Annotated in this window: 25 protein-coding genes; 12 read left to right on the forward strand and 13 right to left on the reverse strand. The window is 74.0% G+C overall.

Annotated features, from left to right (window positions below; genetic code table 11):
* Positions 1–2 precede the first annotated feature (2 nt).
* Both Voc01_RS36030 and Voc01_RS36035 read right to left on the reverse strand, forming a co-directional pair.
* The gene (locus Voc01_RS36030) at positions 3–188 is read right to left on the reverse strand and encodes a hypothetical protein (RefSeq protein ID WP_203932134.1); all 186 of its coding nucleotides are present in this window, start codon (positions 186–188) and stop codon (positions 3–5) included.
* Between the two features lie 34 nt (positions 189–222).
* Positions 223–840, reverse strand: a complete 618-nt coding sequence (locus Voc01_RS36035; RefSeq protein WP_203932135.1) for a TetR/AcrR family transcriptional regulator — start codon at positions 838–840, stop codon at positions 223–225.
* A 64-nt stretch (positions 841–904) separates the two neighbouring features.
* On the opposite strand from Voc01_RS36035, the gene Voc01_RS36040 reads away from it, so the two are divergent.
* Positions 905–1,396 carry a CcdC protein domain-containing protein gene (locus Voc01_RS36040; RefSeq protein WP_203932136.1) on the forward strand — a complete coding sequence of 164 codons (492 nt, stop codon included), beginning with the start codon at positions 905–907 and terminating at the stop codon, positions 1,394–1,396.
* Here the strand turns inward: Voc01_RS36040 and Voc01_RS36045 are convergent.
* From Voc01_RS36045 to Voc01_RS36055, 3 genes are read right to left on the reverse strand one after another with little or no spacing between them, the layout of a single operon-like run.
* The gene (locus Voc01_RS36045) at positions 1,336–3,681 is read right to left on the reverse strand and encodes a glycoside hydrolase family 3 protein (protein WP_203932137.1); all 2,346 of its coding nucleotides are present in this window, start codon (positions 3,679–3,681) and stop codon (positions 1,336–1,338) included. The genes Voc01_RS36040 and Voc01_RS36045 overlap by 61 nt on opposite strands.
* Before the next feature lie 9 nt (positions 3,682–3,690).
* The gene (locus tag Voc01_RS36050; protein ID WP_203932138.1) at positions 3,691–4,800 is read right to left on the reverse strand and encodes an aminotransferase class V-fold PLP-dependent enzyme; all 1,110 of its coding nucleotides are present in this window, start codon (positions 4,798–4,800) and stop codon (positions 3,691–3,693) included.
* Positions 4,790–5,935, reverse strand: coding sequence for a monodechloroaminopyrrolnitrin synthase PrnB family protein (locus Voc01_RS36055; protein WP_203932139.1), 1,146 nt, complete (start codon positions 5,933–5,935; stop codon positions 4,790–4,792). The genes Voc01_RS36050 and Voc01_RS36055 overlap by 11 nt, the downstream gene beginning before the upstream one ends.
* 59 nt (positions 5,936–5,994) lie before the next feature.
* Here Voc01_RS36055 and pdxR point away from each other — a divergent pair, with 59 nt between their 5' ends.
* The gene (gene pdxR, locus Voc01_RS36060) at positions 5,995–7,425 is read left to right on the forward strand and encodes a MocR-like pyridoxine biosynthesis transcription factor PdxR (RefSeq protein WP_203932140.1); all 1,431 of its coding nucleotides are present in this window, start codon (positions 5,995–5,997) and stop codon (positions 7,423–7,425) included.
* On the opposite strand, the gene Voc01_RS36065 is transcribed toward pdxR, so the two are convergent.
* Both Voc01_RS36065 and Voc01_RS36070 read right to left on the reverse strand, forming a co-directional pair.
* Positions 7,422–8,441 carry a serine hydrolase domain-containing protein gene (locus Voc01_RS36065; protein ID WP_203932141.1) on the reverse strand — a complete coding sequence of 340 codons (1,020 nt, stop codon included), beginning with the start codon at positions 8,439–8,441 and terminating at the stop codon, positions 7,422–7,424. The genes pdxR and Voc01_RS36065 overlap by 4 nt on opposite strands.
* 112 nt (positions 8,442–8,553) lie before the next feature.
* Positions 8,554–9,027: a hypothetical protein gene (locus Voc01_RS36070; protein ID WP_203932142.1), complete on the reverse strand. Its 474-nt coding sequence runs from the start codon at positions 9,025–9,027 to the stop codon at positions 8,554–8,556.
* A gap of 168 nt (positions 9,028–9,195) precedes the next feature.
* Here Voc01_RS36070 and Voc01_RS36075 point away from each other — a divergent pair, with 168 nt between their 5' ends.
* Positions 9,196–11,706, forward strand: coding sequence for an ATP-binding protein (locus Voc01_RS36075; protein ID WP_203932143.1), 2,511 nt, complete (start codon positions 9,196–9,198; stop codon positions 11,704–11,706).
* Here Voc01_RS36075 and Voc01_RS36080 read toward each other — a convergent pair.
* Entirely contained in the window at positions 11,691–12,200 is a 510-nt protein-coding gene (locus tag Voc01_RS36080; protein WP_203932144.1) for a hypothetical protein, read from the reverse strand. The genes Voc01_RS36075 and Voc01_RS36080 overlap by 16 nt on opposite strands.
* Before the next feature lie 251 nt (positions 12,201–12,451).
* Between Voc01_RS36080 and Voc01_RS36085 the strand changes: the two genes are divergently transcribed.
* The 4 genes from Voc01_RS36085 to Voc01_RS36100 all read left to right on the forward strand — a co-directional run bounded on the left by Voc01_RS36085 (position 12,452) and on the right by Voc01_RS36100 (position 14,851).
* Positions 12,452–12,631 (forward strand): hypothetical protein, encoded by a 180-nt coding sequence (locus tag Voc01_RS36085; protein ID WP_203932145.1) that lies wholly within the window; start codon positions 12,452–12,454, stop codon positions 12,629–12,631.
* Positions 12,632–13,605: 974 nt separating this feature from the next.
* Positions 13,606–13,956, forward strand: coding sequence for a hypothetical protein (locus Voc01_RS36090; protein WP_203932146.1), 351 nt, complete (start codon positions 13,606–13,608; stop codon positions 13,954–13,956).
* Between the two features lie 92 nt (positions 13,957–14,048).
* Complete coding sequence (locus Voc01_RS36095) at positions 14,049–14,555, forward strand: helix-turn-helix domain-containing protein (RefSeq protein ID WP_203932147.1); 507 nt, start codon at positions 14,049–14,051, stop codon at positions 14,553–14,555.
* 68 nt (positions 14,556–14,623) lie between these two features.
* Positions 14,624–14,851: a hypothetical protein gene (locus tag Voc01_RS36100; protein WP_203932148.1), complete on the forward strand. Its 228-nt coding sequence runs from the start codon at positions 14,624–14,626 to the stop codon at positions 14,849–14,851.
* A 51-nt stretch (positions 14,852–14,902) separates the two neighbouring features.
* Here Voc01_RS36100 and Voc01_RS36105 read toward each other — a convergent pair whose 3' ends face one another.
* Genes Voc01_RS36105 through Voc01_RS36115 form a run of 3 tightly spaced genes read right to left on the reverse strand, consistent with a single transcriptional unit; the run spans position 14,903 to position 16,965 of the window.
* Positions 14,903–16,069, reverse strand: coding sequence for a hypothetical protein (locus Voc01_RS36105; RefSeq protein WP_203932149.1), 1,167 nt, complete (start codon positions 16,067–16,069; stop codon positions 14,903–14,905).
* Complete coding sequence (locus Voc01_RS36110) at positions 16,066–16,605, reverse strand: RNA polymerase sigma factor (protein ID WP_239160716.1); 540 nt, start codon at positions 16,603–16,605, stop codon at positions 16,066–16,068. Before Voc01_RS36110 ends, Voc01_RS36105 begins: the two co-directional genes overlap by 4 nt.
* Positions 16,606–16,641: 36 nt before the next feature.
* Positions 16,642–16,965, reverse strand: coding sequence for a putative quinol monooxygenase (locus Voc01_RS36115; protein WP_203932150.1), 324 nt, complete (start codon positions 16,963–16,965; stop codon positions 16,642–16,644).
* 16 nt (positions 16,966–16,981) lie between these two features.
* Between Voc01_RS36115 and Voc01_RS36120 the strand changes: the two genes are divergently transcribed.
* Positions 16,982–18,337, forward strand: coding sequence for an amidase (locus tag Voc01_RS36120; protein ID WP_203932151.1), 1,356 nt, complete (start codon positions 16,982–16,984; stop codon positions 18,335–18,337).
* Between the two features lie 177 nt (positions 18,338–18,514).
* On the opposite strand, the gene Voc01_RS36125 is transcribed toward Voc01_RS36120, so the two are convergent.
* Positions 18,515–18,964 carry a hypothetical protein gene (locus tag Voc01_RS36125; RefSeq protein WP_203932152.1) on the reverse strand — a complete coding sequence of 150 codons (450 nt, stop codon included), beginning with the start codon at positions 18,962–18,964 and terminating at the stop codon, positions 18,515–18,517.
* Between the two features lie 226 nt (positions 18,965–19,190).
* Here Voc01_RS36125 and Voc01_RS36130 point away from each other — a divergent pair, with 226 nt between their 5' ends.
* Genes Voc01_RS36130 through Voc01_RS36145 form a run of 4 tightly spaced genes read left to right on the forward strand, consistent with a single transcriptional unit; the run spans position 19,191 to position 22,687 of the window.
* Entirely contained in the window at positions 19,191–20,081 is an 891-nt protein-coding gene (locus tag Voc01_RS36130) for an ABC transporter ATP-binding protein (RefSeq protein ID WP_203932153.1), read from the forward strand.
* Between the two features lie 2 nt (positions 20,082–20,083).
* On the forward strand, positions 20,084–20,860 hold the full coding sequence (locus tag Voc01_RS36135) for an ABC transporter permease subunit (protein ID WP_203932154.1): 777 nt from the start codon (positions 20,084–20,086) through the stop codon (positions 20,858–20,860).
* A gap of 7 nt (positions 20,861–20,867) precedes the next feature.
* Positions 20,868–22,016, forward strand: coding sequence for a sensor histidine kinase (locus Voc01_RS36140; protein WP_203932155.1), 1,149 nt, complete (start codon positions 20,868–20,870; stop codon positions 22,014–22,016).
* Positions 22,017–22,021: 5 nt separating this feature from the next.
* Positions 22,022–22,687, forward strand: coding sequence for a response regulator (locus Voc01_RS36145; protein WP_239160717.1), 666 nt, complete (start codon positions 22,022–22,024; stop codon positions 22,685–22,687).
* A 19-nt stretch (positions 22,688–22,706) separates the two neighbouring features.
* Here the strand turns inward: Voc01_RS36145 and Voc01_RS36150 are convergent, their stop codons facing one another.
* A complete protein-coding gene (locus Voc01_RS36150; protein WP_239160718.1) occupies positions 22,707–23,807 on the reverse strand; it encodes a methyltransferase in 1,101 nt (366 codons plus the stop codon).
* Positions 23,808–23,866: the final 59 nt, after the last annotated feature.

Raw genomic sequence — 23,866 nt, forward strand, 5'->3', positions numbered from 1 at the left:
GCTCACGCGGCGGGGGCGGTGAAACCGAGGGCGGCGCGCAGCTTGGCGCGCTTCTCGGGGGTGGCGCGCCGCTGGGCGTCGGCCAGCCTGGTGCGGAAGCGCTCGCGGGCGTGGGCGCGCTCCTCGTCGGAGGCCGTGCCCGCCGTGGGGGCCGGAGTGGTGACCGGCCGCTCTCCCCGCGCCTTCATGGCGACCATCCTACCGGCTCCTCGAACGTCCGTTCTACCCACCCGCGACCCGCAACGTGTCGAGATGACGGCGGAGCACCTCCAGCGACGTCTCGGGGGAGAGGCGGTCGGGGTGCAGGACCACGCTCATCGCCAGGCCGTCGAGGAGGGCGCTCAGCCGCTCGGTCTCCAGCGCCGGGTCGAGACCCGGAGCGGTGCGGCCCAGGGCCGCGGCCCGGTCGAGGACGCGGCGGACCACCAGCCGGGCGCCCTCGTGCAGCCGGACGGCCTGCTCGCGTAGCTCGGGACGGGTCCGCGCCGCGGTGACGAAGGCCAGCCATACGACGGTCTCCTGCAGGCGCGCCTCGTCGAGGGGGAGGAACTCGGCCAGCACGGCCTCGGCGACCTCGGCCGGGGTGGCCGGGTCCGGACCGGCGAGCCGGTCGAGGTGACCGAGGATGCGTCCGGTCATCCGCTCCCGGAGTGCGGCGAGGGCGAAGAGCAGGAGCTCGGAGTGGCTGGCGAAGTAGTGCCGCACCGAGCCGACGGCCAGCCCGGCCTCGTCGGCGATGTGGCGCAGCGAGGCACCCTCGAGGCCATCGCGGTGGATGACGCGGAAGACGGCGTCGGTGACGGCGCGGCGGCGCGCGTCCGGGTCCACGATCTTCGGCACGGTTCTTTCTAGCACGACCGTGCTACTTTGTTTTGGCATCAGTGTGCTAAAACGAGGGGGCAGCATGATTATCATTCTGGGAATCGCGGTCGTGGTCGTGGTGGTGCGGCGGTTCCTCGGCGAACCGCTGTCGGCCCGCGACCTGCTCGTACCGCCGGTCGTCCTCGTCGGGCTGGGCGGGTACGCGGTGGTCGGCGCGGCCCCGGCCACCGCGGTGGAGCTGGCCTGGGTCGTCAGCGGGTCGATCGTCGGGCTCGCGCTCGGCGCGGCCCGCGGGTGGACCGTGCGGCTGTTCGTCCGCGACGGCGCGCTCTGGCAGCGGTACGGCCCGTGGACCGTCGTGGTGTGGGTCGGATCGGTCGCGGTCAGCGCGGGGCTCGGCTGGCTGGCCGTGCGCGGCGGGGTGCGTGAGGAGGTGCGGCCGGTGACGCTGGCGATCGGCGTCAGCCTGCTCGGGGAGCTGCTCGTCCTCGGCGGGAGGGCGTGGCTCGCCGGTCAGTCCGGTAGCGGGGTCCGGCTGACCACGTCGCCGAGGCCGCGGGCCACCAGCAGGTGACCGCCGGGCTTGAGCCGGTCCCACCGGCCGGCCGCGGCGTCCCAGCGGCGCCACATCCGGGCGTCGGGCTCGATGACGACCGGCGCCGTGCCGCCCGGGACCACCTCGACCGACGACCAGCCGACCAGCCGTACGGGCTGGTCGTCCTCGACCGGTTCGAGGTAGACCTGCACCACCTCGCGGCTGGTCTGCGTCGACGTGTTCGACACGGAGACCGACACGGTCAGCGGATCGGTGGACACCGACACGTCGCCGTACTCCCAGGAGCCGTAGCCGAGCCCGTGTCCGAACCAGAACAGCGGCGCGGGCGCCCGCCCCGCGTGATGTCCGCGGTAGCCGACGAACGGGCCCTCGGTGTACTCGAGCTTCCCGTCGACCGGGGTCACCGACCAGGCGGGGGAGGCACCGTCGGCGGCCGGGAACGTCGTGACGAGACGGCCGGCCGGTTCGACCACGCCGAGCAGCGCCGCCGCGACCGCGTTCCCACCCTCCTGGCCGGGCAGGCCGGCCCACAGGACCGCGTCGACGTCGTCGAGCCAGGGCATCAGGACCGGTGTCGCCGCGTTCACCACGACCACGGTCCGCCGGGCCGCCGCGGCGACGGCGGACACGAGGGCGTCCTGGTCGCCCGGCAGCCGCAGGGTCGACTTGTCGACCGCCTCGGTCTCCTGCTCCTCGGTGAGCCCGACCACCACGACGGCGACGTCGGCCCGCCGGGCCGCACTCACGGCGTCTGCGAGAACGTCGTCGAGGGGACGCGGCGCCGGGCCGACGACGAGCCCGAACCGACCGGCGCCGCCCATCGGCCCCTCGTCCGGCGCCGGCAGCGTGACCGTGGCCTCGACGGTGGTGCCGCCGGCGACCTCCGCGACGACCGTGTGGAACGGCGGAGCGATGATCGCCTCGCCGAAACCCCGGCCGGAGGTCGACAGCGTGAACCGCTCGTCGACCGGCCCGGCGGACAGGTGCCAGTCACCGACGCCGGTCGCGCCCAGCTCGACGGCACCGCCCGCGGTGAGCCGGCCCCGGAACGTGACCGACGCGACCGGGGTGCCGAGGTCGTCGTCGAGGCCGACGACCGCGGTGGCGTCGGACGAGTGCCGCTCCTCGATCACGGCGCCGGCGGCGTCGCGGAGGGTGACCCGCACCCCCGGCCGGTGCGGGTCGGGGTCGAAGACCGCGCCGAACGGGGTCACCGGACGCTGCCGTACGGGCACACCGTCGACGACGGTCATCGTGGGGAACTCCGCGCCGAGCCCGACCGCGACGCTCACCTGGTACGGCGGGTTGACCTGTGCCGACCCGCCACCCATGCAGACCGTCGACACCGCGTGCCGGCCGATCAGCGCCACCGACCGGTCGCGGGCCAGCGGGAGGACGCCGTTGTTGGTGAGCACGGTCATGCCGCGGGCGGCGAGCCGGACCAGCTGCTGCCGGCGGCCCGCGTCGTCGGGCGCGGGGCCAGCGGCGGCGTCGGGGGAGACGCGTCGGGCGAGGCGCCGCAGCCGGTCGAGGTGGTCGTCCACCGTCGACCCGGCCACGAGACCGGCGCGTACCGCCTCGACGAGCGCCGGCCCCCACGGTCCCCCCGGACCCGGCATCACCAGGTCGAGCCCGCCGTTCGCCGACCGCACCGTGGTCTTCGTGGCGAACCAGTCGGACATGATCAGGCCGCGGTAGCCCCACTCGCCCTTCACGATGCCGTTGTTCACGTGGTCCTGCTCGGTGGCCGCGACACCGTTGACGTCGTTGTAGGCGGCCATCATCGTCCACGGGTCGGCCTCGTCGACGGCGATTTCGAACGGCAGCAGGTAGACCTCGCGCAGCGTCGCCTCGTCGACCACGCTGTCGACGGTGTTCCGGTCGGTCTCCGACTCGTTGGCGACCAGGTGCTTGAGGCAGGCGCCGACGCCGTGCTCCTGCAGGCCGCGCACGTAGCCGGCGGCGAGCTTCCCGGTGAGCAGCGGGTCCTCGGAGAACGCCTCGAACAGCCGCCCGCCGAGCGGGGTGCGGTGCAGGTTGATCGTCGGGCCGAGCACCACGTGGACGCCGAGCCGGGCCGCCTCCCCGGCGAGGATCGTGCCGACCTCGTACATGGTGTCCTCGCGCCACGCGGAGGCGAGCAGCGTCGCGTTGGGCAGCAGGGCCACCACCGGACCGCCGTGGAACCTCAGCCCGCGCACGCCGGTGGGTCCGTCGGAGAACCGCAGCTCGACGCCGTCGAGCGGCGCCAGCGTGAACATGCTCGCGCCGGTGAGCGGCGCGACCCTTCCGGCGAGGTCCATGCCTGCCAGTTAACGGTATGCGGCGACCGCCCGCACGACGGCGTCGACATCGGCGTCGTCGGTGTAGTAGTGCACCGACAGCCGCAGGAAGCTCCCGCGCGGGCTGGTGACGATGCGGTGCTCGGCCAGGTGCGCGGCGAGCTTCTCCGGGTTGTCGTCGAGCAGCGCGACCATCGGTCCGCGCTCGTCGTCGCCGGCCGGTGAGCCGAGCCGCTCGCCGGCGTCGGCGAGCTGGGCGTGCAGCCGCCCGGTGATCTCGACGACGTGCCGGTGGACGGCGTCGCGGTCGAGCGAGGCCAGCAGGTCGATCCCGGCGGCCGCGGCGTACGCGGCGGGGACCGACGGGGTGCCGGTCTCGTACCGGCGCGCCGCGGCCGGGAAGTCGACCCGGGTCGGGTCGAAGGAGAACGGGTCGACCCGGCCGAACCAGCCGGTCAGCTGCGGGTCGAGGTCGCGGGCGGTGCCCCGGCGCACGTACAGGAACGCGATCCCGGCGACGCCGAGCAGGTACTTCAACGCGCCGCTGACCAGATAGTCGCAGTCGAGCTCGCGGACGTCGACCGGCACCACGCCGGTCGCCTGGTAGGCGTCGACGAACACCTGCGCGCCGTGGGCCCGCGCGGTCGCCACGATGTCGGCGACCGGAAGCCGCTGCCCGTGCCGGTAGCTGACCAGCGGCACGGACACCAGCCGGGTCCGGTCGTCGATCACCGACGCGAACCCCTCGGCGGTGGCGAAGCCGCGGTCGTCGAGCGGCGCCATCCGCACCGAGGCGTCGCGCTGCGCGTGCCAGACCTGCGCCACCGACGGGAACTCCAGCTCGCACGAGACGACCGTCGGGCCGCTCAGCCCGGACACGACCTGGAACGCGCCGTCGGAGGCGCACGGCACGATCGCCACCTCGTCGTCGTGCGCGCCGATGAACGCGGCGAACCGCCGCCGCGCCTGCTCCACCCGCTCCATCCACACGTGCCACGGGTTGCCGTACTCGACCAGCGCGTCCTGGAACTCGCCGAGCGCGCCGGCCACCGCGTCGCTCAGCGCGCCCTGGCTGCAGCTCGCCAGGTGCGTCATCGTCGCCAGGCCCGGGAACCTCGCCCGGAACTCGTCAGGACCCATCGACGGCCGCCCGCAGCGCCCGGAGGTCACCGTGCGCCGTGCGCAGGTCCGGTCGGTTGCGCGCCGCGCGCAGGTCACTCAGCCGTTCCAGGAACTCGAGGACGACCGGCAGCGGCGGACCGCTCGCGGTGAGGTCCTCCGCGTCCGGGGACCTCCCGGCCGGCTCGACCAGGTAGGGCCGGACGAGCCGGTTGTGGTGGAAGGAGTAGGCGGCGCCGTGGGCGCGGCACACGTCGAGGAACGTGGCGGCGTTCTGCTTCAGCTCGCCGGTCAGCCGTCCGGCGTTCGCCGCGGCGAGGAACTGGTCGAGGATCGACGGGCCGGTGCCGGCCACCCGCAGCGGGGCCTGGTCCTCCGGCGGCACGTAGGGCGCCTTCTCGGCGAGGATGCGGGCGTAGAACGGGTCGTCGCGCCGGCACAGGCCGAGCAGCAGGTCGATCTCGTTGATGCCGGCGAAGTCGCCGGCGTTGGCGCCGCGGTACTCCTTCGTGCCGACCCGGTAGGGCTTGAAGTACGGACGCACGTTGAAGAAGAACCGGTCGACGTCGAGCTCGGCGGCGAGGAGCCGGTTGAACCGCAGCACGTCCTCCAACGCGGTGCGGGCGTCGGCGAGCAGGTAGCCGGTCATCGGGGTGGACACACCCATCGGCGGGATCTGCCGCAGCGCGTGGGCGGCCCGCCGGTATGCCAGTACCCCGAGCGCGTTGTAGGTGACGAAGATCCGCTCGTCGCGCAGCGCGGTGAACAGCCGGTGCCCGTACAGGCACTGGTGCGCGAAGACGTACCGGGGCGCGACGCCGAGCGGGGCGGCCAGCGTCCAGGCCAGGGTCCAGGCCGGCGCGAGCACGTCGGCGTGACCCGTGTCGATCTGGTGCCGGCGCACGGCGCCCAGGTAGCCGCCGACCGAGCCGAGCAGCTGGTAGCGGGCGACCGGGTCGTCGGGCAGCTCGCCCGCGTCGAGCACGCCGGCGGCGAGCTTCGCGCCGTCGAAGAGGATGGCCTCCCGGCGGGCGTCGAGGTCGGGGTCGCCGCGGACGATCTCCGCGCGGGCGGCGAAGTACGCCTCCTCCAGCTCGGTGTTGAGCTCGACGAACTCGTCGTCGAGCCACCGGTCGAACTCGACAGGGTTGGCCATGTCTACCATCATGATCCTGGAACGTGGACCACTACCAGTACCACAGACGGGCATTCGAAGTGGACCAATCGGGGGCCGACTTCCTCCAGCTGCGGCCGGTCGACGCGCCGCCGAAAGGGCTCACCACCTGGCTGTCCGGGGCGATCCGGGCCGCGATCGACGACGGTCGGCTGCCCGCCGGCGTGCGGCTGCCGGCCACCCGCGACCTCGCCCAGGAGCTGCGCATCTCGCGCGGCGTCGTGGTCGAGGCCTACCGACGGCTGACCGACGAGGGCGTGGTGACCGCCCGGGCCGGCGTCGGAACCGTGGTGACGCCGCTCACCTCGTCACCCGAGGCCGGTGAACCGAGGACGGACCCGGCGGTTCCGCTGCTGCCCCGGCGCCCGACGGCGCCCGCCGCCTCGACCGTGTCGGTGGACCTCTCGCCCGGCGTGCCCGACCTGTCCCTGTTCCCGCGCGCGATGTGGCTGCGGGCCGAACGCGCGGTGCTCGCCGCCGCCGGACCCGCCGACCTCGGCTACGGCGACCCGCGCGGCGTGCCGGCGCTGCGGCAGGAGGTCGCCGGGTGGCTGGCCCGCAGCCGCGGCATCCGGGCGGTGCCCGACGACATCATCATCGTGGCCGGTGTGGCGCAGGCGCTGGCGCTGCTCGCCCGCGTGCTCGGCGCCGGCGAGATCGCCATGGAGGACCCCGGCTCCCGGGGCGCGCGGGACCAGCTGGGCCACTGGGGCCTGGCACCGGTGCCGGTACCGGTCGACGCGCACGGGCTGCGCGTGGCCGACCTCGCTCAGACCGGGCTGCGCACGGTGTTCGTGACGCCGGCCCACCAGTTCCCGACCGGCGTGGTGATGACCCCCGACCGGCGCCGCGCCCTGCTCGACTGGGCCGACGGCGACGGCCTGGTGATCGAGGACGACTACGACGCCGAGTACCGCTACGACCGGGCGCCCGTGCCGGCGCTGAAGGCGTCGGCGCCCGACCGCGTCGCGTACGCGGGCAGCACGTCGAAGACGCTCGCGCCCGGGATGCGGCTGGGCTGGCTGCTGCCGCCCCGGCGCCTCTACGAGCAGCTCGTGGTCGCCAAGCACCAGAGCGACCTCGGCAGCCCGGCCATCCCGCAGCTGGTCTTCGCCCGGATGCTCGCCACCGGCGAGTTCGCCCGCCACGTGCGGCTGGTCCGGGCCCGGCACAAGGCCCGCCGCGACGCGCTGCTGACCGCGCTGCACCAGCACCTGCCGTTCGCCCGCGTACGGGGCGCCGCGGCGGGGCTGCACCTGATGATCCAGGTGCCCGACCTGGCCGGGATCGCCGACACCGACCTGGTCGACAAGGTACGCGAGGCCGGCGTGCTGGTGCACCCGCTGTCCTGGCACCGGGTGCGGCCCGGGGTGCCCGGCTTCGTCATCGGCTACGCGGCACACCCGCCGGGGCGGTTGCGTGAGGCGGCGAAGCGGATCGCGGCGATCCTCGCGCCGCTGCGGTCGAGCTAGCCCAGGGCGGCGGTGATGAACGGCGCGTCGGAGGACAGGACGTGGTGCAGGTCGATGCCGTTCTGCCACAGCACCACGCACCGGCCGGCGGTGGTGCGCAGCGCCAGCGTGGTGAACCCGGGCGCGCCGCCGTGCTGGCCGTATGCGACCGTGTCGCCGACCGCGTAGCGGATCATGCCGGTGGTGCGGGAGCGCCAGTCGTCCAGCGGCTCGGTCGGTGCGGTCATCCGGGCCAGGGCGGCGTCGCTGAGCAGCCGGCCGCCGAACAGGCCGTCGAGGAACGCGACCAGGTCGGTGGCGGTCGACACCATCCCGCCCGCGGTCCACGCCTCCGACGGCGAGAACGTGGTGAACTCCCGGTACGGCGAGTCGGCGGTCTCCCGCACGTGACCGCAGGCGTGCGGGCCGCGCAGGTAGGGGTCGGACGTGGGCAGCGTGGTGTCGACCAGCCCCAGCGGCCCGGACACCCGCTGCCAGAGCTGGGCGTCGACGCGCTGGCCGGTGGCCCGCTCGACGATCAGCCCGAGCAGGACGTAGTCGGTGTTGCAGTACCGGAACCGCTCGCCCGGCGGGAGCCGGTCGCCCGTCGTCAGGGCCAGGCCGACCAGGTGCTCCGGGGCGTAGTAGCGGTCGAGGGCGCGCAGGTCGGGCGGGTCGCCCAGGACGGCCCCGGCGTAGTCGGGCAGGCCCGAGCGCATGCGGAGCAGCAGGTCGACGGTCACCGGGTCGGCGTCGGGTACCAGGCCGGGCAGCCACCGGGGGAGCGGGTCGTCGAGGGCGAGCACGCCGTCGTCGGCGAGGCCCAGGACGAGAGCGGCGGTGAACGTCTTCGTGATGCTGCCGATCCGGAACCGGTCGCCGGCGGTCAGCGGCCGCGGCCGGTCGAGGTCGGCTACCCCGACCGAGCCCTGGAAGACCACCCCGCCGGCCTCGGTGACGAGCCCGAACAGCCCCGGACCGTGCGACTCCGCGGTGGCGTGCAGCGCTGCCCGCAGCGCGTCCTGATCGACCGGCATCACCGGTCACGGTAGCGGAACCCCGGCCCGCGCGGGCCGGGCCGGGCCGGGCCGGCGGATCGTCGACGGACCTCCCGCCCGTGCCGGCCGCGGCGGGAGGTCCGTGCCCACGTCAGCAGACGACGACCAGGTGGAAGCCCCGGTCGATCGTGAAGCCCTGGCTGTCGCGGGTGTCGACGTAGACACCGTTGACGTTGCCGGACCGCTGCGCGACGGCGATCTGCCCACCCTGCGGGTTGCCGCCTCCCGTGCTGCCGGCCGTGCCGACGAACGCGCAGTTGCGAATGTCCCGGTCGAAGATGACCTCGTAGTTGCCGGCGGCCAGCCGGAACGCGGAGACGGCGTTGCGGCCCCGCACGAGGGTTCCGTTGGGACTGACGACAGCGAAGCGGGGATCGTCGAACGGTGCGGCGATCGCGGCGGGTGCCGCCGCCCGGGACGACCCGTCGCCGGCGACGTTGCCGCCGGAGGCCGGATCGGCCTGCGCGGCACCGGCACCCAGCACGCCGGCCAGGGCCGCGGTGACGAGCCCGGCGGCGCCCAGGGAGGCGATGCCGGTCCGACGCCTGGTGAAGATGCGGTGCATCTGTGACTCCTCTGTGGAGAGTGGAAACGGTGTGACGGCTCGATCCTGGGCCGGTGCCGGGCCGGCGGGCCCGGTGGCGCCGGTCAACTGCCGGTCAACTGCCGGTCGGCCGGTGACGGTGTCGGCCGGCGGACATCCGGGTGGTGCCGGGACCGGTACGGTCACCGGGTGTCCGAGGCGCTGAGCGAACTGGTTCGCCGGCACCGCAGGTCCGTGGGGATGAGCCAGGCCGAACTGGCCGGCCGGTCGGGCATCAGCGAGCGGGCGATCCGTGATCTGGAGCGCGGCTCGTCACGGCCGCGGCAGCACTCGGTGCGCGCGATCGCCGGTGCGCTGCGGCTTGCGGGGCCGGACCTCGTGGTGTTCCTCTCCGCCGGCCGTTCGGGCGGCGGCATCGCACCGGTGCCCGCACCGGTGCCTGCGCTCGGTGCCGGGATGGGCCTGGTCGGGCGGCGACGCGAGCTCGGGGCGCTGGTGGACCTCGTCCGTGGGGGCCGCCACCGGCAGATCACCATCACCGGCCCGGGCGGCATCGGCAAGTCGCGGCTCGCGACTGCGCTGGTCGCCGCGCTGGAGACGGGCACCGACCTCGACGTGCGCGGCATCGACGTGTCGGCCGTCCACGACCCGACACTGCTCGTCGAGGTCGCCGCCGAGGCGATCCTGGGTCCGGGACCGTCCGGGTCGAGGTTGCCGACCGTCGAACGCGTCGCGGCGGAACTGCGCGGTCGCCGGTTGGTGCTGCTGCTGGACTGCTGTGACCGCGTCGTCGCGGCGGCCCCCGATCTCGCGCTGCTCGTGCGGCGGTGCCCGGGTCTCACGCTCGTGGTCACCAGCCAGCGACCGCTGCGGGTGACCGGCGAGCGGCTCGTCCGGCTGGCCCCGTTGCCGCCACCCGAGGCGGTCGAGCTGTTCGCGCTGCGGGCCGCCGAGGCGAACCCGGCCTTCGAGCTGACCCTCGACAACGCCGCGGCGGTGACGTCGGTCTGCGTCCGGGTCGGCGGGCTACCGCTTGCCGTCGAGCTGGCGGCGGCCCGGATGCGGATCCTCACCCCGGCCGAGCTGGTCGAGCGGCTCGGCCGTCAGCTTCCGGTGCTCACCGACGGCGCGGCCGACCTCCCGGCCCGGCACCGGTCGCTACGGGCGACCATCGAGTCCAGCCTCGACCTGGTCGACCCGCCGGCCCGCGCGATGTTCGACTGGCTCGGCGCGTTCCCCGCCGGCGGCGTCCTGGACGACGTGGAGGCCGTCGCAACCGTGCTCGGCGCCGGCGCCGGCTCCGTGCTCGGCATGCTGGGCGAGCTCGTCGACACCGGCCTGGTCCGGACGACCACCGAGGCGGGTCGTAGCCGCTACACCCTGCCGGACCCGATGTCCGAGCTGGCGGCCGAACGGCTCGCGGCGCGCGACGACCGCGGGCGGGTCGACGCTGCTGTCGCCGGCCGGCTGCTGGTCAGGCTGAGCCGGTGGAGCGGGCAGCCCGCACCCACCGACAGCATCGTGGTCGGCCGTGACGCCGACAACCTGCGCGCCGCTCTCGCCTGGGCGGTGGTCCATCGCCCGGGTGACATCGACATCCACGCGTTGTACCGGTACTTCCAGCTCTCCGGCCGGTATGTCGAGGGTGAGGCGATCCTCGTCCGGGCGGCGGCCGCCGGGCAGGTCCTCGGTCGGGTCCGGGCGGGGCAGCTGGCTCTGCTGCGCGGCGACCTGGCGGGGGCCGAACGCCTGGGCACCGCCGCGCTGGCCGGGCTGGACCCGGCCGACCACGCCGGCCGCGTCCTGACCCACCTGCTGCTCGGCACGGCGGCTTCGGAGCGACGCGACGCCGGCACGGCTCGCCGGCACCTGCGCACCGCGCTGCGGCACGCGCGGCCGGCGGGCGACGACCAGCTCACCGCCACCGTACTGAACAACCTCGGCGTGCTGTCGGCGACGATGGGCAACCTGCGCGCGGCCGACCGGCAGTGGACCGCCGCACTGGTGGTCAAGCGCCGGGCGGGCATGGGCGCCATCACGATCGGGACCACGCTGAACAACCTCGCCGAGCTGGCCCGCGAGCGCGGCCAGGCGGCTCTCGCGGCGGGCCGGGCCGACGAGGCCGCGTCGGTCTTCGCCTCGGTCGGCTTCCACCGGGCCGCCGCGCAGGCCCAGTCCACGCGGGCGTTGGCCCTGCTCGCCGACGACGCGCCCGCGGCGGCCACCGCTGCCATCGATCGGGCCGAGGCACTCCTGGCCGGTGCCAGCGACGCCGGTGACGACGAACGCACGGCCCTGGTCATCCGGCTACGGCGCAGCGTCGTGCTGCACGCCGCGGGCCGGTTCGCCGAGGCGTCCGAGATCATGGGACGCACGATGCCGGTCGCCCTGAGCGCCGACCACCGCACCCGGGAGGAGGCGGCGTTCACGCTGGGGGCGCACGCCGCCCGCCTGGTCCACCGCGACCCGGTGGCCGCCGCCGGCCTCGCGGCAGCCTGCACGGCGCTGTTCACACAGGCCAACCGCCCGGTGCCGGGCAACCTGGCCGGAGTGCTCGACGGGGCCGTCGCCGCGTGCCGCACCGCCACGCCGCCGGCCGTCTACGCACGGGCGGAGGCCGACGGCGCGAGCCTGTCCACCGTGGCCCTCGTCCGTCTGGCCGCCGCCATCGGTCCGGACCGGCATCACCAGGTGCGGTAGCGGAACCAGTTGCGGGCGGCGGTGGTGTTGAGCAGGACCAGGCACAGCACCGGGTAGGCCACGCCGGCGACCGACACGTCGATGCGCTGGTTGATGGCGACCGACGCCACCACGCCGGCGAGACTGAGCAGGCTCAGCATGAGCACGATGACCCGCGCCCACTGGCGTCCCCGCTGCAGCTTGCGGCCCAGGAAGATCGTGATGAGGCCGAACACCGCGATGACACCGGCGATCACGCCGAACAGGATGGCCGCGCCCTCGTTGTCGAGGATCTCGTCGGTGTACGGGCCGCTCGGCGCCGTGTCGTAGGTCCCGTTGCCGACGACGACCGCGGCCCAGCCGAGCACCGCGGCGATCGCGAGCGTCGCCGCGCCGGAGAGGTACTGCAGGATCGCGAGGACGTGCACCCCGGGCGGCGCGGACCGGCGCTGGGCCGGCGGGTAGGCCGGCGCCGGCGCGTAGGCGGGGTAGGGGTGGCCGTATCCGTACGACATCGTGGGCTCCTCGATCGTGGGTGAGCCTCGAGCCTCACGGATCCGGCCGGCCCCGGAATCCCTGATTGGTGCCACGCACCGTTGCGTCGGCGTTCCACCAACCGGTGGTTCCGGGTCGCCAGATACCGGAGAGGTAATCGATCCCCTACACTGCGTTAATAACGCCGAGGCTGACGGAGACCGATGTGTCGACTAGTGAGTCCGAGGAAGCGGCTGTACCGGCGCAGCGGCGCACCACGAGGCGGCTGACCGTGGATCTCCCGAAAGACGTGCACGCGGACCTGAAGGCGTGGTGCATGACGGCCGCCGCCGAACTGGACCGGGCGAACGTCGCGCAGGCCGATGTGGTGCGTCTGCTGCTGCTCCGGCTGCACCAGGATCCGGAGCTCCGGCGCTTCGTCGTCGAGTCGCTGCGGTCTTGGCGCCGGTGAATGATGATTGCAGTGGTTACTGCATTCAGTAGGTCAGGAAATACAGTCGTCAGCCGCCACTGCATTTCCGTCGCCCTGTCACCGACGGCTTCCGGGCAATGACTCCATGCGATCTTGGATGAATCACGAATCCGGGGGAATTTCGTGGGAGTCGGACATCGCGTCCGGCGCACCCGTCGAGATTGAACTAGACCCCTGCGACAATGGGTGCCAGCCGTCCTGTCATTCTGCCGGCGTCATGCGGTGCTCCCCTTTCCCATTGGCGGATCGCGATACTCCGGGAATGGGAGGAGAAATGGGAGCGAGAATCGCCGCGCCGCCGCATCGCGGGGAAAGTAACGGGCGGGGCGGGGGCGCTCCGTAGTGACGGGCCGCCCGAGCGGCAGCGACCCTTCGCAATGGGATGATCGACGTTCAGTCGCAGAACGAACAGGCAATATCCGGCATAAGCTCGCATTAGCCGTGCGGCAAATCGCGTCAGACTGATTCATGGGACCTGCCGGGGGATGTGCCGGGTCGCGCTCTCTCGACATTCTGTCGGAGCGGACGCCGATCATCCGACCGGCACCCCGCATCCGTGATCACTGTCGCGGATCTCCTTGTTGCTGTCTGCTGGTCCAGGTGGCGGTCGAGGAACAATGAAAGGGCGGAGCCCCTCGTGCAGCCGAGGGGCTCCGTCGTTTTCGGGCCATGACCTATTCAATTCCGTTCCGCGGCCCGAGGTCATTATCTTCCGCCTTCGCGCGCAATTCGAGTCCACACGTCCCGGTCGGCGCCCGAACCACAGTGTTGCGTGGTCTTCCGCACGGCCACGCCGTGCCGCAAGATAGCGGCGTCGGGCTCCGCTGCAGGGGCCGGGCAAATGGCCGGACATTCGAAAACGGCCGGCCACCGAAATGGACCAGCACCGGGCGGCGGAGGAAATGTCCTCCGCCCCCACCTGTCGGGCTGCCCGACGAGACAAGGAGAAAAGAATGCCACCCGAAGAGGAACCGCCGCCGAACTGGATTCCCGCCACCGCAACGGTCGTGCTCGTCCTGGCCGTCGCGGGCCTGCTGCTTGTCAGCGGGCACGACCTCGTCCCGGCTCTGCTCGGCGCGCTCGGCACGGCCCTGGCCGGCGGCCAGGTCGCCCAGCGCGTGGTCGCCGACGGCGCGGCGCTGCCGACCGCCGTCGTCGGTGCCGCGGTGACGGCGTTCGCCACTCTGCTCATCGCCGCCGGACACGACCTGCCCGGCGCGTTGATGACGGCCGGGCTCGTCGGGCTCGCGGCGGGCGCGATCGTCGACCGGGCCACCGGGCGCGGTCCGAGGCACCGGTTCTGAACGGTCGACGGGGCGGTGGCCGGCGGCCACGCCGGACACCGCCCACCGGCCCGTTGCTGACAGACGCGACAGTGAAGGAGACGAACCCGTCGATGAGACACGACGATCCGGTCGGTGCGGACGGCCCGACGCCGGCCAGCCCGGACCTCCGGGATCTGCAGGCGCAGTTGAGCCTGGCCATCCGCAACGCCGGCGGCCCGTCGCAGCGCGAGATCGCGCGGCGCACCCGGGGCACGCTCGGCGCCTCGACGATCTCGCGCATGCTGAACGGCGACAAGCCGCCGAGGCTGGTGAATCTGCTGACGGTCCTCGAAGCGTTGGGAGTGCCGGAGGCACACTTCACCGAGTGGCGCCGCCGCTGGTCCCGGGCCGCGAACGAGCCCCTCGGCACCGCCGCCGACATCGGCAGCCGGATCCCACCGCCGAGCCCGCTGTCACCCGCGTCCGTGGCGTCGATCTGCACGGCGTGCGGCTGTGTGGTCGGAGACACCGCGCGGCACCGCAAGTGGCACGGCACGGTCGGCCGGGCCGCCGGTGAGGTGACGACCCGACCCGGCACCGTCGCGGTGAACCCGACCGCCGGGTCCTTCCCGCGCTGAGAACCATGACCGGGGACCGCCGGCGCGGTCCCCGGTCACCAACGACATCCTTCGAAGGGACCACCGACATGCCCCGACCACTCGACCTGCTGCACCGGGCGGCCCCCGACGCGTCGCCGGAGCCAGCCGGCACCAACTTCCGCGCCGTCGCCCGCCGGCTGGCGCCCCTGATCGACCGGATGGCGAACGGACATCCGCTGACCCTCACGCAGCTTGCCGACGTGGCGCTCGGCGGGTGGCAGCTCCTCGACGGGCTCAGCCGGGACAGCCATCCGGCCGGCCTCGTCACCGAGTAGCACCACCGGGAGCCGGTCGGGCCGCGGTCGTCGCGGCCCGACCGGCCTCTCTCACACCGTGAACGTGGAGACCTTCAGCAGCTCCGACAGCTGGTACATCCGGGTGGCGCCGGCCGGGAACGCGACGGTGGCGACCCGCACCGTCCGGTTGTCGGTGAAGGCGAGGCCGAGCACGCCGGTGCTCTTCGACGCCGGGTCGATCGTGGCGACGTCGCTCGGGCCGGCGGTGCGACCGGTCGCCACGTCGACGGTGACCAGCCGGTACCGCGCCGACCCGGCGCCGAACTCGCTGATCACCAGCGCCAGCGTGCGGCCGTCGGGAGACAGGCGCAGCTCCTCGACGTGGTAGCCGTCGGCCGGGACGCCGTCGAACCGCAACGGGTGGACCACCTCGGCACCGGTGGAGACGTCGACGACGCGGACGGTCGGCGTGTCCCCGACGGTGCGGAAGACCAGCCGTCCGTTCTGCACCTGCTCGTCCCACCGGTTCACCGGCAGGCCCGACGCCATCATCGTGGCGGTCGCCGCCGTCAGGGGACGTTCGGCGCCGGTGGCGAACTCGTGGAACACCAGCCGCTGCATGTTGCGCAGCAGGTAGGCGCCCTCGGCGGTGGCGCCGACCAGCCGCAGCTGCTCGCCCCGGACCCGCACGTTGGCGTTGTAGCCGCCGAAGACGAGGCGGAACTCCAGGTCGGTGACGTCGACGCCGTCGTTGCGCGCCACGCCGGGCTTGAGGTTGCGCGGACCGAGCACGACGAGCCGCCCGTCGGGCAGCGCGACCACCTGGTCGGCCGAGTCGACGCCGGTGACCGGGTGCGCGACGATGCTCCCGCCGGGGTCGACCTCGAGGATGCCGGACGGGCCGGTGATGCCGGCGCCTCCGCCCGGACCCTCGATGGACAGGTAGGGGTTGCCGAGCAGCAGGCGCTGGGCGGGCCCGGCCGCAGCGGGCGCGGAGGCCGGGGCGGTGGGTGTGGCCGCGACAGGCCCGGGCCCGGAGGCGCGGAACAGCGCCGGGACGCCCGCGGCGCCGGCGGCGACGGCCACGGTCGCGACACCGGCCACGGCCGCGGTGCGGCGCCGCTGGTGCAGCCGGCGCCGGCGGTGGACCTCGCCGATGCTGTGCCGGCCGGCCGGTACCGCGGCGGCGGCGTGCCGGACGGCGTCGGCCAGGTCGGCGGGGATGTCGGGGATCTCGTCGGTGTCGTACGGGGTCACGGCTCACGCTCCTCGGTGGTCTCTTCGGCCGCCAACGCCTCACGCATCCCGGCGAGCGCCCGCGCCAACCGGCTCTTGACGGTGCCCTCGGCCACGCCGAGCACCGCGGCGGTCTCCACAGTGGACAGTCCGAGCAGCACGCGGCAGACCACCACCGCCCGGAACGCCCGCGGTTGCGCCTGGAGAGCGGCGAGCGCCGCCACCCCGACGGGATCGGTCGGCGGATACGCGCCGGAGGTGCTCACGCGGTCCCAGAGAAGGGGCCGCTCCCGGCGGACCTTGCGCCACCACGACGTGGCCCAGTTGAGACCGACCCGGAAGACCCAGCCGCCCGGGTTGTCGTGCGCGCGGACCTTCGCCCAGCGGGCGAAGGCGCGCGCCATCGCCTCGTCGGCGGCCTCGCGGGCCAGGTCACGGTCGCCGAGCGTCACCGCGAGCGCGCGGTAGACCTTGTCGACCTCGGCCCGGTAGAACGCCTCGAAGTCGTCGACCGGGGCGGTGTGCTCGTCCGTGGCGTCAACAGCGGGGGATGTCACACGAATACACGCCCGACACCGACGAACCGTTCCCGGCTATTCGACGGCCATCTCGCCGAGTTCGGACCACTCGCTCTGCGGCACGGTGACGTTGACGATGCGCGGGGTCGCCGCCAGGTGCGGCGGCAGCGTGCGGCGCGCGGTGGCGAAGTGCTCCGACCGGACGTGCGCACCGCCGGCCTCGTCGTCGCGGAACGCCTCCACGAGCACGTACTCGGTGGGGTCGTCGAGGCTGCGGGACCAGTCGAACCACAGGCAGCCCGGCTCGGCGCGGGTGGCGGCGGTGAAGTCGGCGACGATCTCGGGCCAGCGGTCGGCGTCCTCGGGCTTCACCGGGAACTTGGCGGTAATGAAGATCATGTGGGCATCCTATGGCGTGGAGTTGTTGTCAGCCGCCGCGCTCGGCGCGGCGTACGCGTCAGGTGAGCTGTCACCCGTCGAGGTGACGCGCGAAGCGCTCGCCGCCATTTCCGAGCACGACCCGGTGGTGAACGCGTTCGTCCACGTCGACGCTCCGCGGGCCCTCGCGGACGCCGCGGCCTCGGAGGCCCGGTGGCGGGCGGGCACACCGCTCGGCCCGGCCGACGGGGTGCCGACGTCGGTCAAGGACCTGCTGCTCACCGGGGGGTGGCCGACGCGGCGCGGCTCGTCGCTGGTCTCGCCGTCCTCGACGGACGAGGACGCGCCCACGGTGGCGCGGCTGCGCGCGGCCGGATGCGTGCTCCTCGGCAAGACGACCACGCCGGAGTTCGGGTGGAAGGGCGTCACCGGCTCGCCGCGGTACGGCGTCACCCGCAACCCGCACTGGCCGGACATGCACGCCGGCGGGTCCAGCGGCGGCAGCGCCGCGGCGGTCGCGCTCGGCATGGGCGCGTGGTCGGTCGGCACCGACGGCGGCGGGTCGCTGCGCATCCCCGCCGCGTTCACCGGGACCGTGACGATCAAGCCCACGTACGGGCTGGTGCCGCTGTGGCCGGCGAGCCCGTTCGGGACGCTGTCGCACGCCGGTCCGATGACCCGCACCGTCACCGACGCGGCGCTGATGCTCGACATCCTCTCGGGTTTCGACCACCGCGACTGGTCGGCGATGCCGACGCCGACGGGCTCGTTCCTCGACGGCCTCGAGGACGGCGTGGCCGGCCTGCGGATCGCGTACTCGGCCGACCTCGGCCGCGCCGGCCGCAACGCCCGGCACGTGGAGGACCTGTTCCTCGCGGCGGCCGCCGTGTTCGCCGACGCCGGCGCGACCGTGGAGGAGGTCGACCCGGGCTTCGACGACCCGGTCGAGGCGTTCCACACGCTGTGGTTCGCCGGCGCGGCGAAGGTCGTCTCCACCTACGGCGGCGCCGACGACCCGGGCCTCGCGCGGATCGCCGCTCTCGGCGCCGCCTTCACCGCTTCCGACTACCTCGACGCGACGGCGGTGCGGGTCGACCTCGGCGCCCGGATGGGCCGCTTCCACCGCGGGTACGACCTGCTCCTGACGCCGACGGTGCCGATAACGGCGTTCCGCGTCGGCTCCGACGTGCCACCGAACTCCGCGTCGGAGGACTGGACGAGCTGGACCCCGTACACGTACCCGTTCAACCTGACCCAGCAGCCGGCGGCGAGCGTCCCCTGTGGACGGACGCCCGGCGACAACCTGCCGGTGGGGCTGCAGATCGTGGGGGCGCGGCACGCCGACGCGCTGGTGCTGCGCGCGGCCCGGGCGTACGAGCGCGCCGTGTCGTGACCGCCGTCCGCGTCCGGCGCGCGCCGCCGCGTCCGGCGGCGAGGGTCAGCCGTCGTATGGTCGACGCAGGTGCTCCGCGGGTCAGGCCGCCGGCGACGTGGGCAGCGCGCCGCACAAGGTGACGACCAGCAGCGCGGCGGCCGCGCGGCGCCCGAACGTCGCCGGTGACACCGTGGCCTACCAGTGGTCGGGATACACGTCAGGGTGCCAGTACTCGACCGTGTCGACGACGCCGTCGCCGTTGGTGTCGCTGTACCGCATGTCGGCCACTCCGTTGCCGTCGCTGTCGACGGTCTCCGCGTCGACGCGACCGTCGAAGTTCTCGTCGCCGACCATGTAGTCGACGTAGCCGTCGCTGTTCTGGTCGTAGGCGTACAGGTCGACCTGTCCGTCACCGTTGCGGTCCAGGAGCAGCCGGTCGACGTGTCCGTCCCCGTCGTCGTCGTAGCCGACCACGTCCACGTCGCCGTCACCGTCGGTGTCGCGCCATATGGCGTCGACGCGTCCGTCGCCGTCGCGGTCGATCAGGTAGCCGCCCCGGCCATCGGGTGTGGCGCCGGGTGGCGGCACCGGCAGCGGGCCGGCGGTCCCGGCGCCCGGAACGGTCGCGGAGGCCCGATCGGTCACCGCGGACGGGACAGAGTCACTCGCGCCGTACCTGTCTCCCATGCGTCCTCCCGCGGATGTCGTCGACAGCCGGCCCACCGTAAGCGCGGCCGCGACCGTCGAACATCGGGTGATTCCCTACTCCTCCGCAAGGAGGAGACACCTAGACCGTGGGCGCGTCCGCGGCGGAGCACACGCAGACCGCGGGCGCTCCCGCCCGCGGAGCCGGAAACCTAGCGTCGAAGCCGTGATCGACGTGGAGAACCTCACCAAACGCTACGGAAAGACCGTCGCCGTCGACGGGTTGTCGTTCCAGGTCCGGCCCGGGCAGGTCACCGGGTTCCTCGGGCCCAACGGCGCCGGCAAGTCGACGACGATGCGCATGATCATCGGCCTGGACCGACCCACCGCGGGACGCGCGACGGTGCTCGGCCGGCCCTACGCCGCGCACGCCGCGCCGCTGTGCGTGCTCGGCGCGCTGCTCGAGGCGAGGTCGGTGCACCGCGGCCGCAGCGCCCGCAACCATCTGCTCGCGCTGGCACAGACCCACGGGATCCCGGCACGACGGGTCGACGAGGTACTGGAGACCGTCGGCCTCGGCAAGGTGGCGGGCCGGCGGGCCGGCGGGTTCTCGCTGGGCATGGGGCAGCGGCTCGGCATTGCCGCCGCACTGCTCGGCGACCCGGCTGTCGTGATGCTCGACGAGCCGGTCAACGGCCTGGACCCCGACGGCGTGCGCTGGATCCGCACGCTGCTCAAGGACCTCGCCGCCGAGGGCCGCACCGTGCTGGTGTCGAGCCACCTGATGAGCGAGATGGCGGTGACCGCCGAGCACCTGGTGGTGGTCGGGCGCGGCCGGCTCCTCGCCGACACCACGGTGTCCGAGCTGATCGCCAGCGTGGCGGTCAGCCGGGTGCTCGTCCGCTCGCCCGACGCCACGGCGCTGCGCGACGCTCTCGTCAGCACGGGCGCGACGGTGACGGGCCGGGAGCCGGGCCTGCTCGACGTCGACGGCGCGACCCCGGAGTCGATCGGCGAGCTGGCGGCGAGGAGCGGCCTGGTCCTGCACGAGCTGACCCCGCGACGGGCGTCGCTGGAGGAGGCGTTCATGGAACTGACGGAGGGACAGGGACTGTGAAGGTGAGTTTCCGGCGGGTGGTCCGGTCGGAGTGGACGAAGCTCGTCTCGCTCCGGTCGACCTGGGCCCTGCTCGGTGTGGTGGCCGTCCTGATGGTGACCGTCTCCGGGCTGATCGGCTGGCAGGCCAACCGCGACCCCGACGTCGACAACAGCGCGCCGTACGCCATCGCCCGGGCGTTCCTCAGCGTCGACGTGGCCTCCCTGGTCGTCGGCGTCTTCGGGATCCTGCTCATGACCGGCGAGTACGGCTCCGGCGCGATCCGGTCGACCCTCGCGGCGGTGCCGACGCGGCTGCCGGTCCTCGGCGCCAAGGCGCTGGCGTTCGTGGCCCTGATGCTGCCGGTGACGGCGGCCGCGTGCGTCGCGGCGCTGCTGGTGAGCCAGGCCTTCGCCGAGCCGGGCGTCCGTGTCGGCCTGACCGACGACGGCGTGCTCCGGGCCACCGCCGGTGCCGCGGTGGCGCCCGTCGCGATGGGGCTGATCGGGCTCGGCATCGGTGCGATGGTGCGGCACACCGCGGCCGCGATCACCGTGTACGTCGGTGTGCTGCTGGTGCTGCCGGCGCTGCTGCCGGCGGCGCTGCCCGACCGGATGCTCGACGACGTGGTGCCGGTGGTGCCGGTCGCGGCGAGCCAGTCGCTGTACGCGGTCGGCGACCTCGGGTCGGCCGGCGACATCGACCTGCTGTCGGCCGGCCCGGCGGCGCTGGTGATGCTCGCGTGGGTCGCGGCGGTGCTCGCCGGGGGCGCGGCGGTGCTGCTGCGGCGCGACGCATGATGTGTCCATGAGGAGCTGGCCGGGGCGGCATCCGTGGGTCGTCGACACCGTGGTCGCCGTCCTGGCCTTCGCCGTCAGCGCGATGGCGCTGGTCGGCCGGTCGGAGGTGACCGGTACCGGGCCGACCGCCCGGACCTGGCTCGCGTCGGTGGCGGTGTGCCTGCCGCTGGTCTGGCGGCGGCGGGCGCCGGTCGTGGTGTTCTGCGTGGTGATGGCGGTCGGTGGCCTCACGGACTCGGTGGCGGACACGCCGGCGTCGCTGTTCTGCCCGCTGTTCGCGGTCTACGCCGTCGCCCGCCACCGCCCGCGGGTCTGGCTGGTGCCGGTGGCGGTCGCGTTCGAGGCGGTGATCGTCGGGACGCTGATCGCGAACGACCTGGAGAACCAGGACGTGATCGCGGTGACCGCGCTGCTCGCCGCGTCGGTGTTCCTCGGCATGAACCTGCGCACCCGCCGCGCCTACCTCGACCAGCTGGAGGAACGCGCCGCCCGGCTGGAGCGCGAACGCGACCAGCAGGCCCGGCTCGCCGCCGCCGGGGAGCGGGCGCGCATCGCCCGCGAGCTGCACGACATCGTCGCGCACAACCTCACCGTAATGGTCGCGCTCGCCGAGGGCGCGGCCGCGACGGTCCCGACGGCCCCGGACCGCGCGGTCGACGTCATGGACAAGGTCGCGGCGACCGGCCGGCTGGCCCTGGTCGAGATGCGGCGGATGGTCGGCGTGCTGAGGACCGACGAGGCGCCGCGCGGCCCGCAGCCCGGTCTCGCCGACCTCGACCCGCTGGTCGACCAGGTCCGGGCCGCCGGTATGCGCGTGGAGCTGACCCGGCGGGGCGAGCCGGGCGCGTGGGGTCCGGGCGCCGGGCTCGCGGTGTACCGCATCGTGCAGGAGGCGCTGACGAACGCGCTCAAGCACGCCGGCCCGCGCGCGGTCACCCGGGTCGGGTTGCGGTTCACCGCCGACGGCGCCGACATCGAGGTCGTCGACGACGGCGCCGGCCGTGTCGCGGTCACTCCGGGTGCCGACGGGCACGGCCTTCCCGGCATGGCCGAGCGCGCCGCGTCGTTCGGCGGCCGGCTGGAGGCGGGGCCGGGCGCCGGCGCGGGCTGGCGGGTCCGCGCGTCGTTGCGCTTTCCGACCGAAGATCAGGGGTGACGCGCGTGAGGGTGCTTCTGGTCGACGATCAGCCCCTGCTCCTTCTCGGGTTCCGGCTGGTCCTGGAGGCGCAGGCCGACCTGGAGGTGGTGGGGGAGGCCGGCAACGGCGAGCAGGCGGTCGCCATGACCCGCGCGCTGCGGCCCGACGTGGTGCTGATGGACGTGCGCATGCCGGTGATGGACGGGATCGCCGCGACGAGGGAGATCGTCGCCTCGTCGGACGCGCGCGTCCTGGTCCTCACGACTTTCGATCTTGATGAGTACGTGTACGCCGCGTTACGCGCGGGCGCCTCCGGCTTCCTTCTCAAGGACGTGCCGCCGGCCGACCTGCTCTCCGCCCTCCGCGCGGTCGCCGGGGGAGACGCGGTGGTGGCGCCGCGGGTCACCCGTCGGCTCATCGACGCCTTCACCCCGCTCCTGCCCGACCCCGCCACCGGGCGCACCGAGGGCGACGAGCGCCTGCAGCGCCTCACCGATCGCGAGCGCGACGTCCTCGTACTGGTGGCCCGCGGCGGGTCCAACGCCGAGGTAGCGGCCGCCCTGTGCCTGTCGGAGGCGACGGTCAAGGCGCACGTCGGCCGGCTGCTCGCCAAGCTCGGGCTGCGCGACCGGGTGCAGATCGTGGTGTTCGCGTACGAGGCCGGGGTCGTGACCCGCGGCGAGGCATGACGTTCTCACCGGTCCGCCCTCACGGTTTCGCCTCGTACACCAGGTGGAACGGCGCCTCGGCCGCCCGCCGGAACGTGCCGAACCCGGCGTCGAGGGCGAGCCGGCGGATCGGTTCCTCGCCGGCCTGCGCCCCGAGCGCGTAGCCGCCCGGCTGCGACAGCGCGTTCGGCACGCACAGGAACGTCGACAGCGAGTAGTAGACCCGGCCGACCGGGCCGAGGTTCTCCGGCACCGACCCGCCCGCGTACGGCTCGACGATCATCCACGTGCCGTCGGGGTGCAGGGAGCGCAGGACGTGCCGGGCGGCGCCCAGCGGGTCACCCATGTCGTGCAGCGCGTCGAACGTGGTCACGAGGTCGAACGGTCCGCCGCTGAACGTCTGCGCCGACGCGGTCTCGAACTCGACGCGGTCGTCGACGCCGGCCGACCGCGCGCCGCGGACGGCCTCGGCCACCGACCGCGCGTGCGGGTCGGAGCCGACGAACGTCGACCGCGGGAACGCCGCCGCGAGCAGCGCCGTCGACGCGCCGTGCCCGCAGCCGACGTCGGCGACCCGGGCGCCGGCGTGGAGCTTGGCGACCACGCCGTCGAGCGACGGCAGCCAGTTCGGCACGAGGTTCGCCGTGTAGGCGGGCCGCAGGAACCGCTCGCAGCCGCGGAACACCTGGTCGTCGTGCAGGTCCCAGGGGATGCCGGCGCCCGTGCGGAACGCGGCCGCGATCTCGGGCTCGGCCCGCAGCGCCCCGAGCGCCAGCTCGAACGCGCCCGGCGCGAAGAGTGGACCGTGCGGGTCGGTGAGCGCGAACGCCTGCTCCGGGGTCAGCGAGTACTTCCCGGTCGCGGGGTCGTAGCAGACGTAGCCGCTGGCCGCCTGTCCCCGCAGCCACTCCTCCACGTACCTGGCGGCGGTACCGGTGCGGCCGGCCAGCTCCTCCGGGTGCTGCGGGCACTCGGCGAGGGCGCGGTAGAGGCCCAGCCGGTCACCGAGGACCACGCTTCCGGCGGCCATCGTGGCACCGAGGTCTCCGACGAACCGCTCGACGAACTCGAGCAGCCGGCCCGCGTTGACCGGCGTTCCCATCGTCGACCCGTCGAGCTTGACATCCTCGTCCTGCAGCATGAGCCAGTTCTACGGCGGGGCGCGGCCCCGGCGGATCCGTGCCAGCTACGGAGTTTCGT

Source organism: Virgisporangium ochraceum, from assembly GCF_016863655.1.
In the GTDB taxonomy this organism is placed as follows: domain Bacteria; phylum Actinomycetota; class Actinomycetes; order Mycobacteriales; family Micromonosporaceae; genus Virgisporangium; species Virgisporangium ochraceum.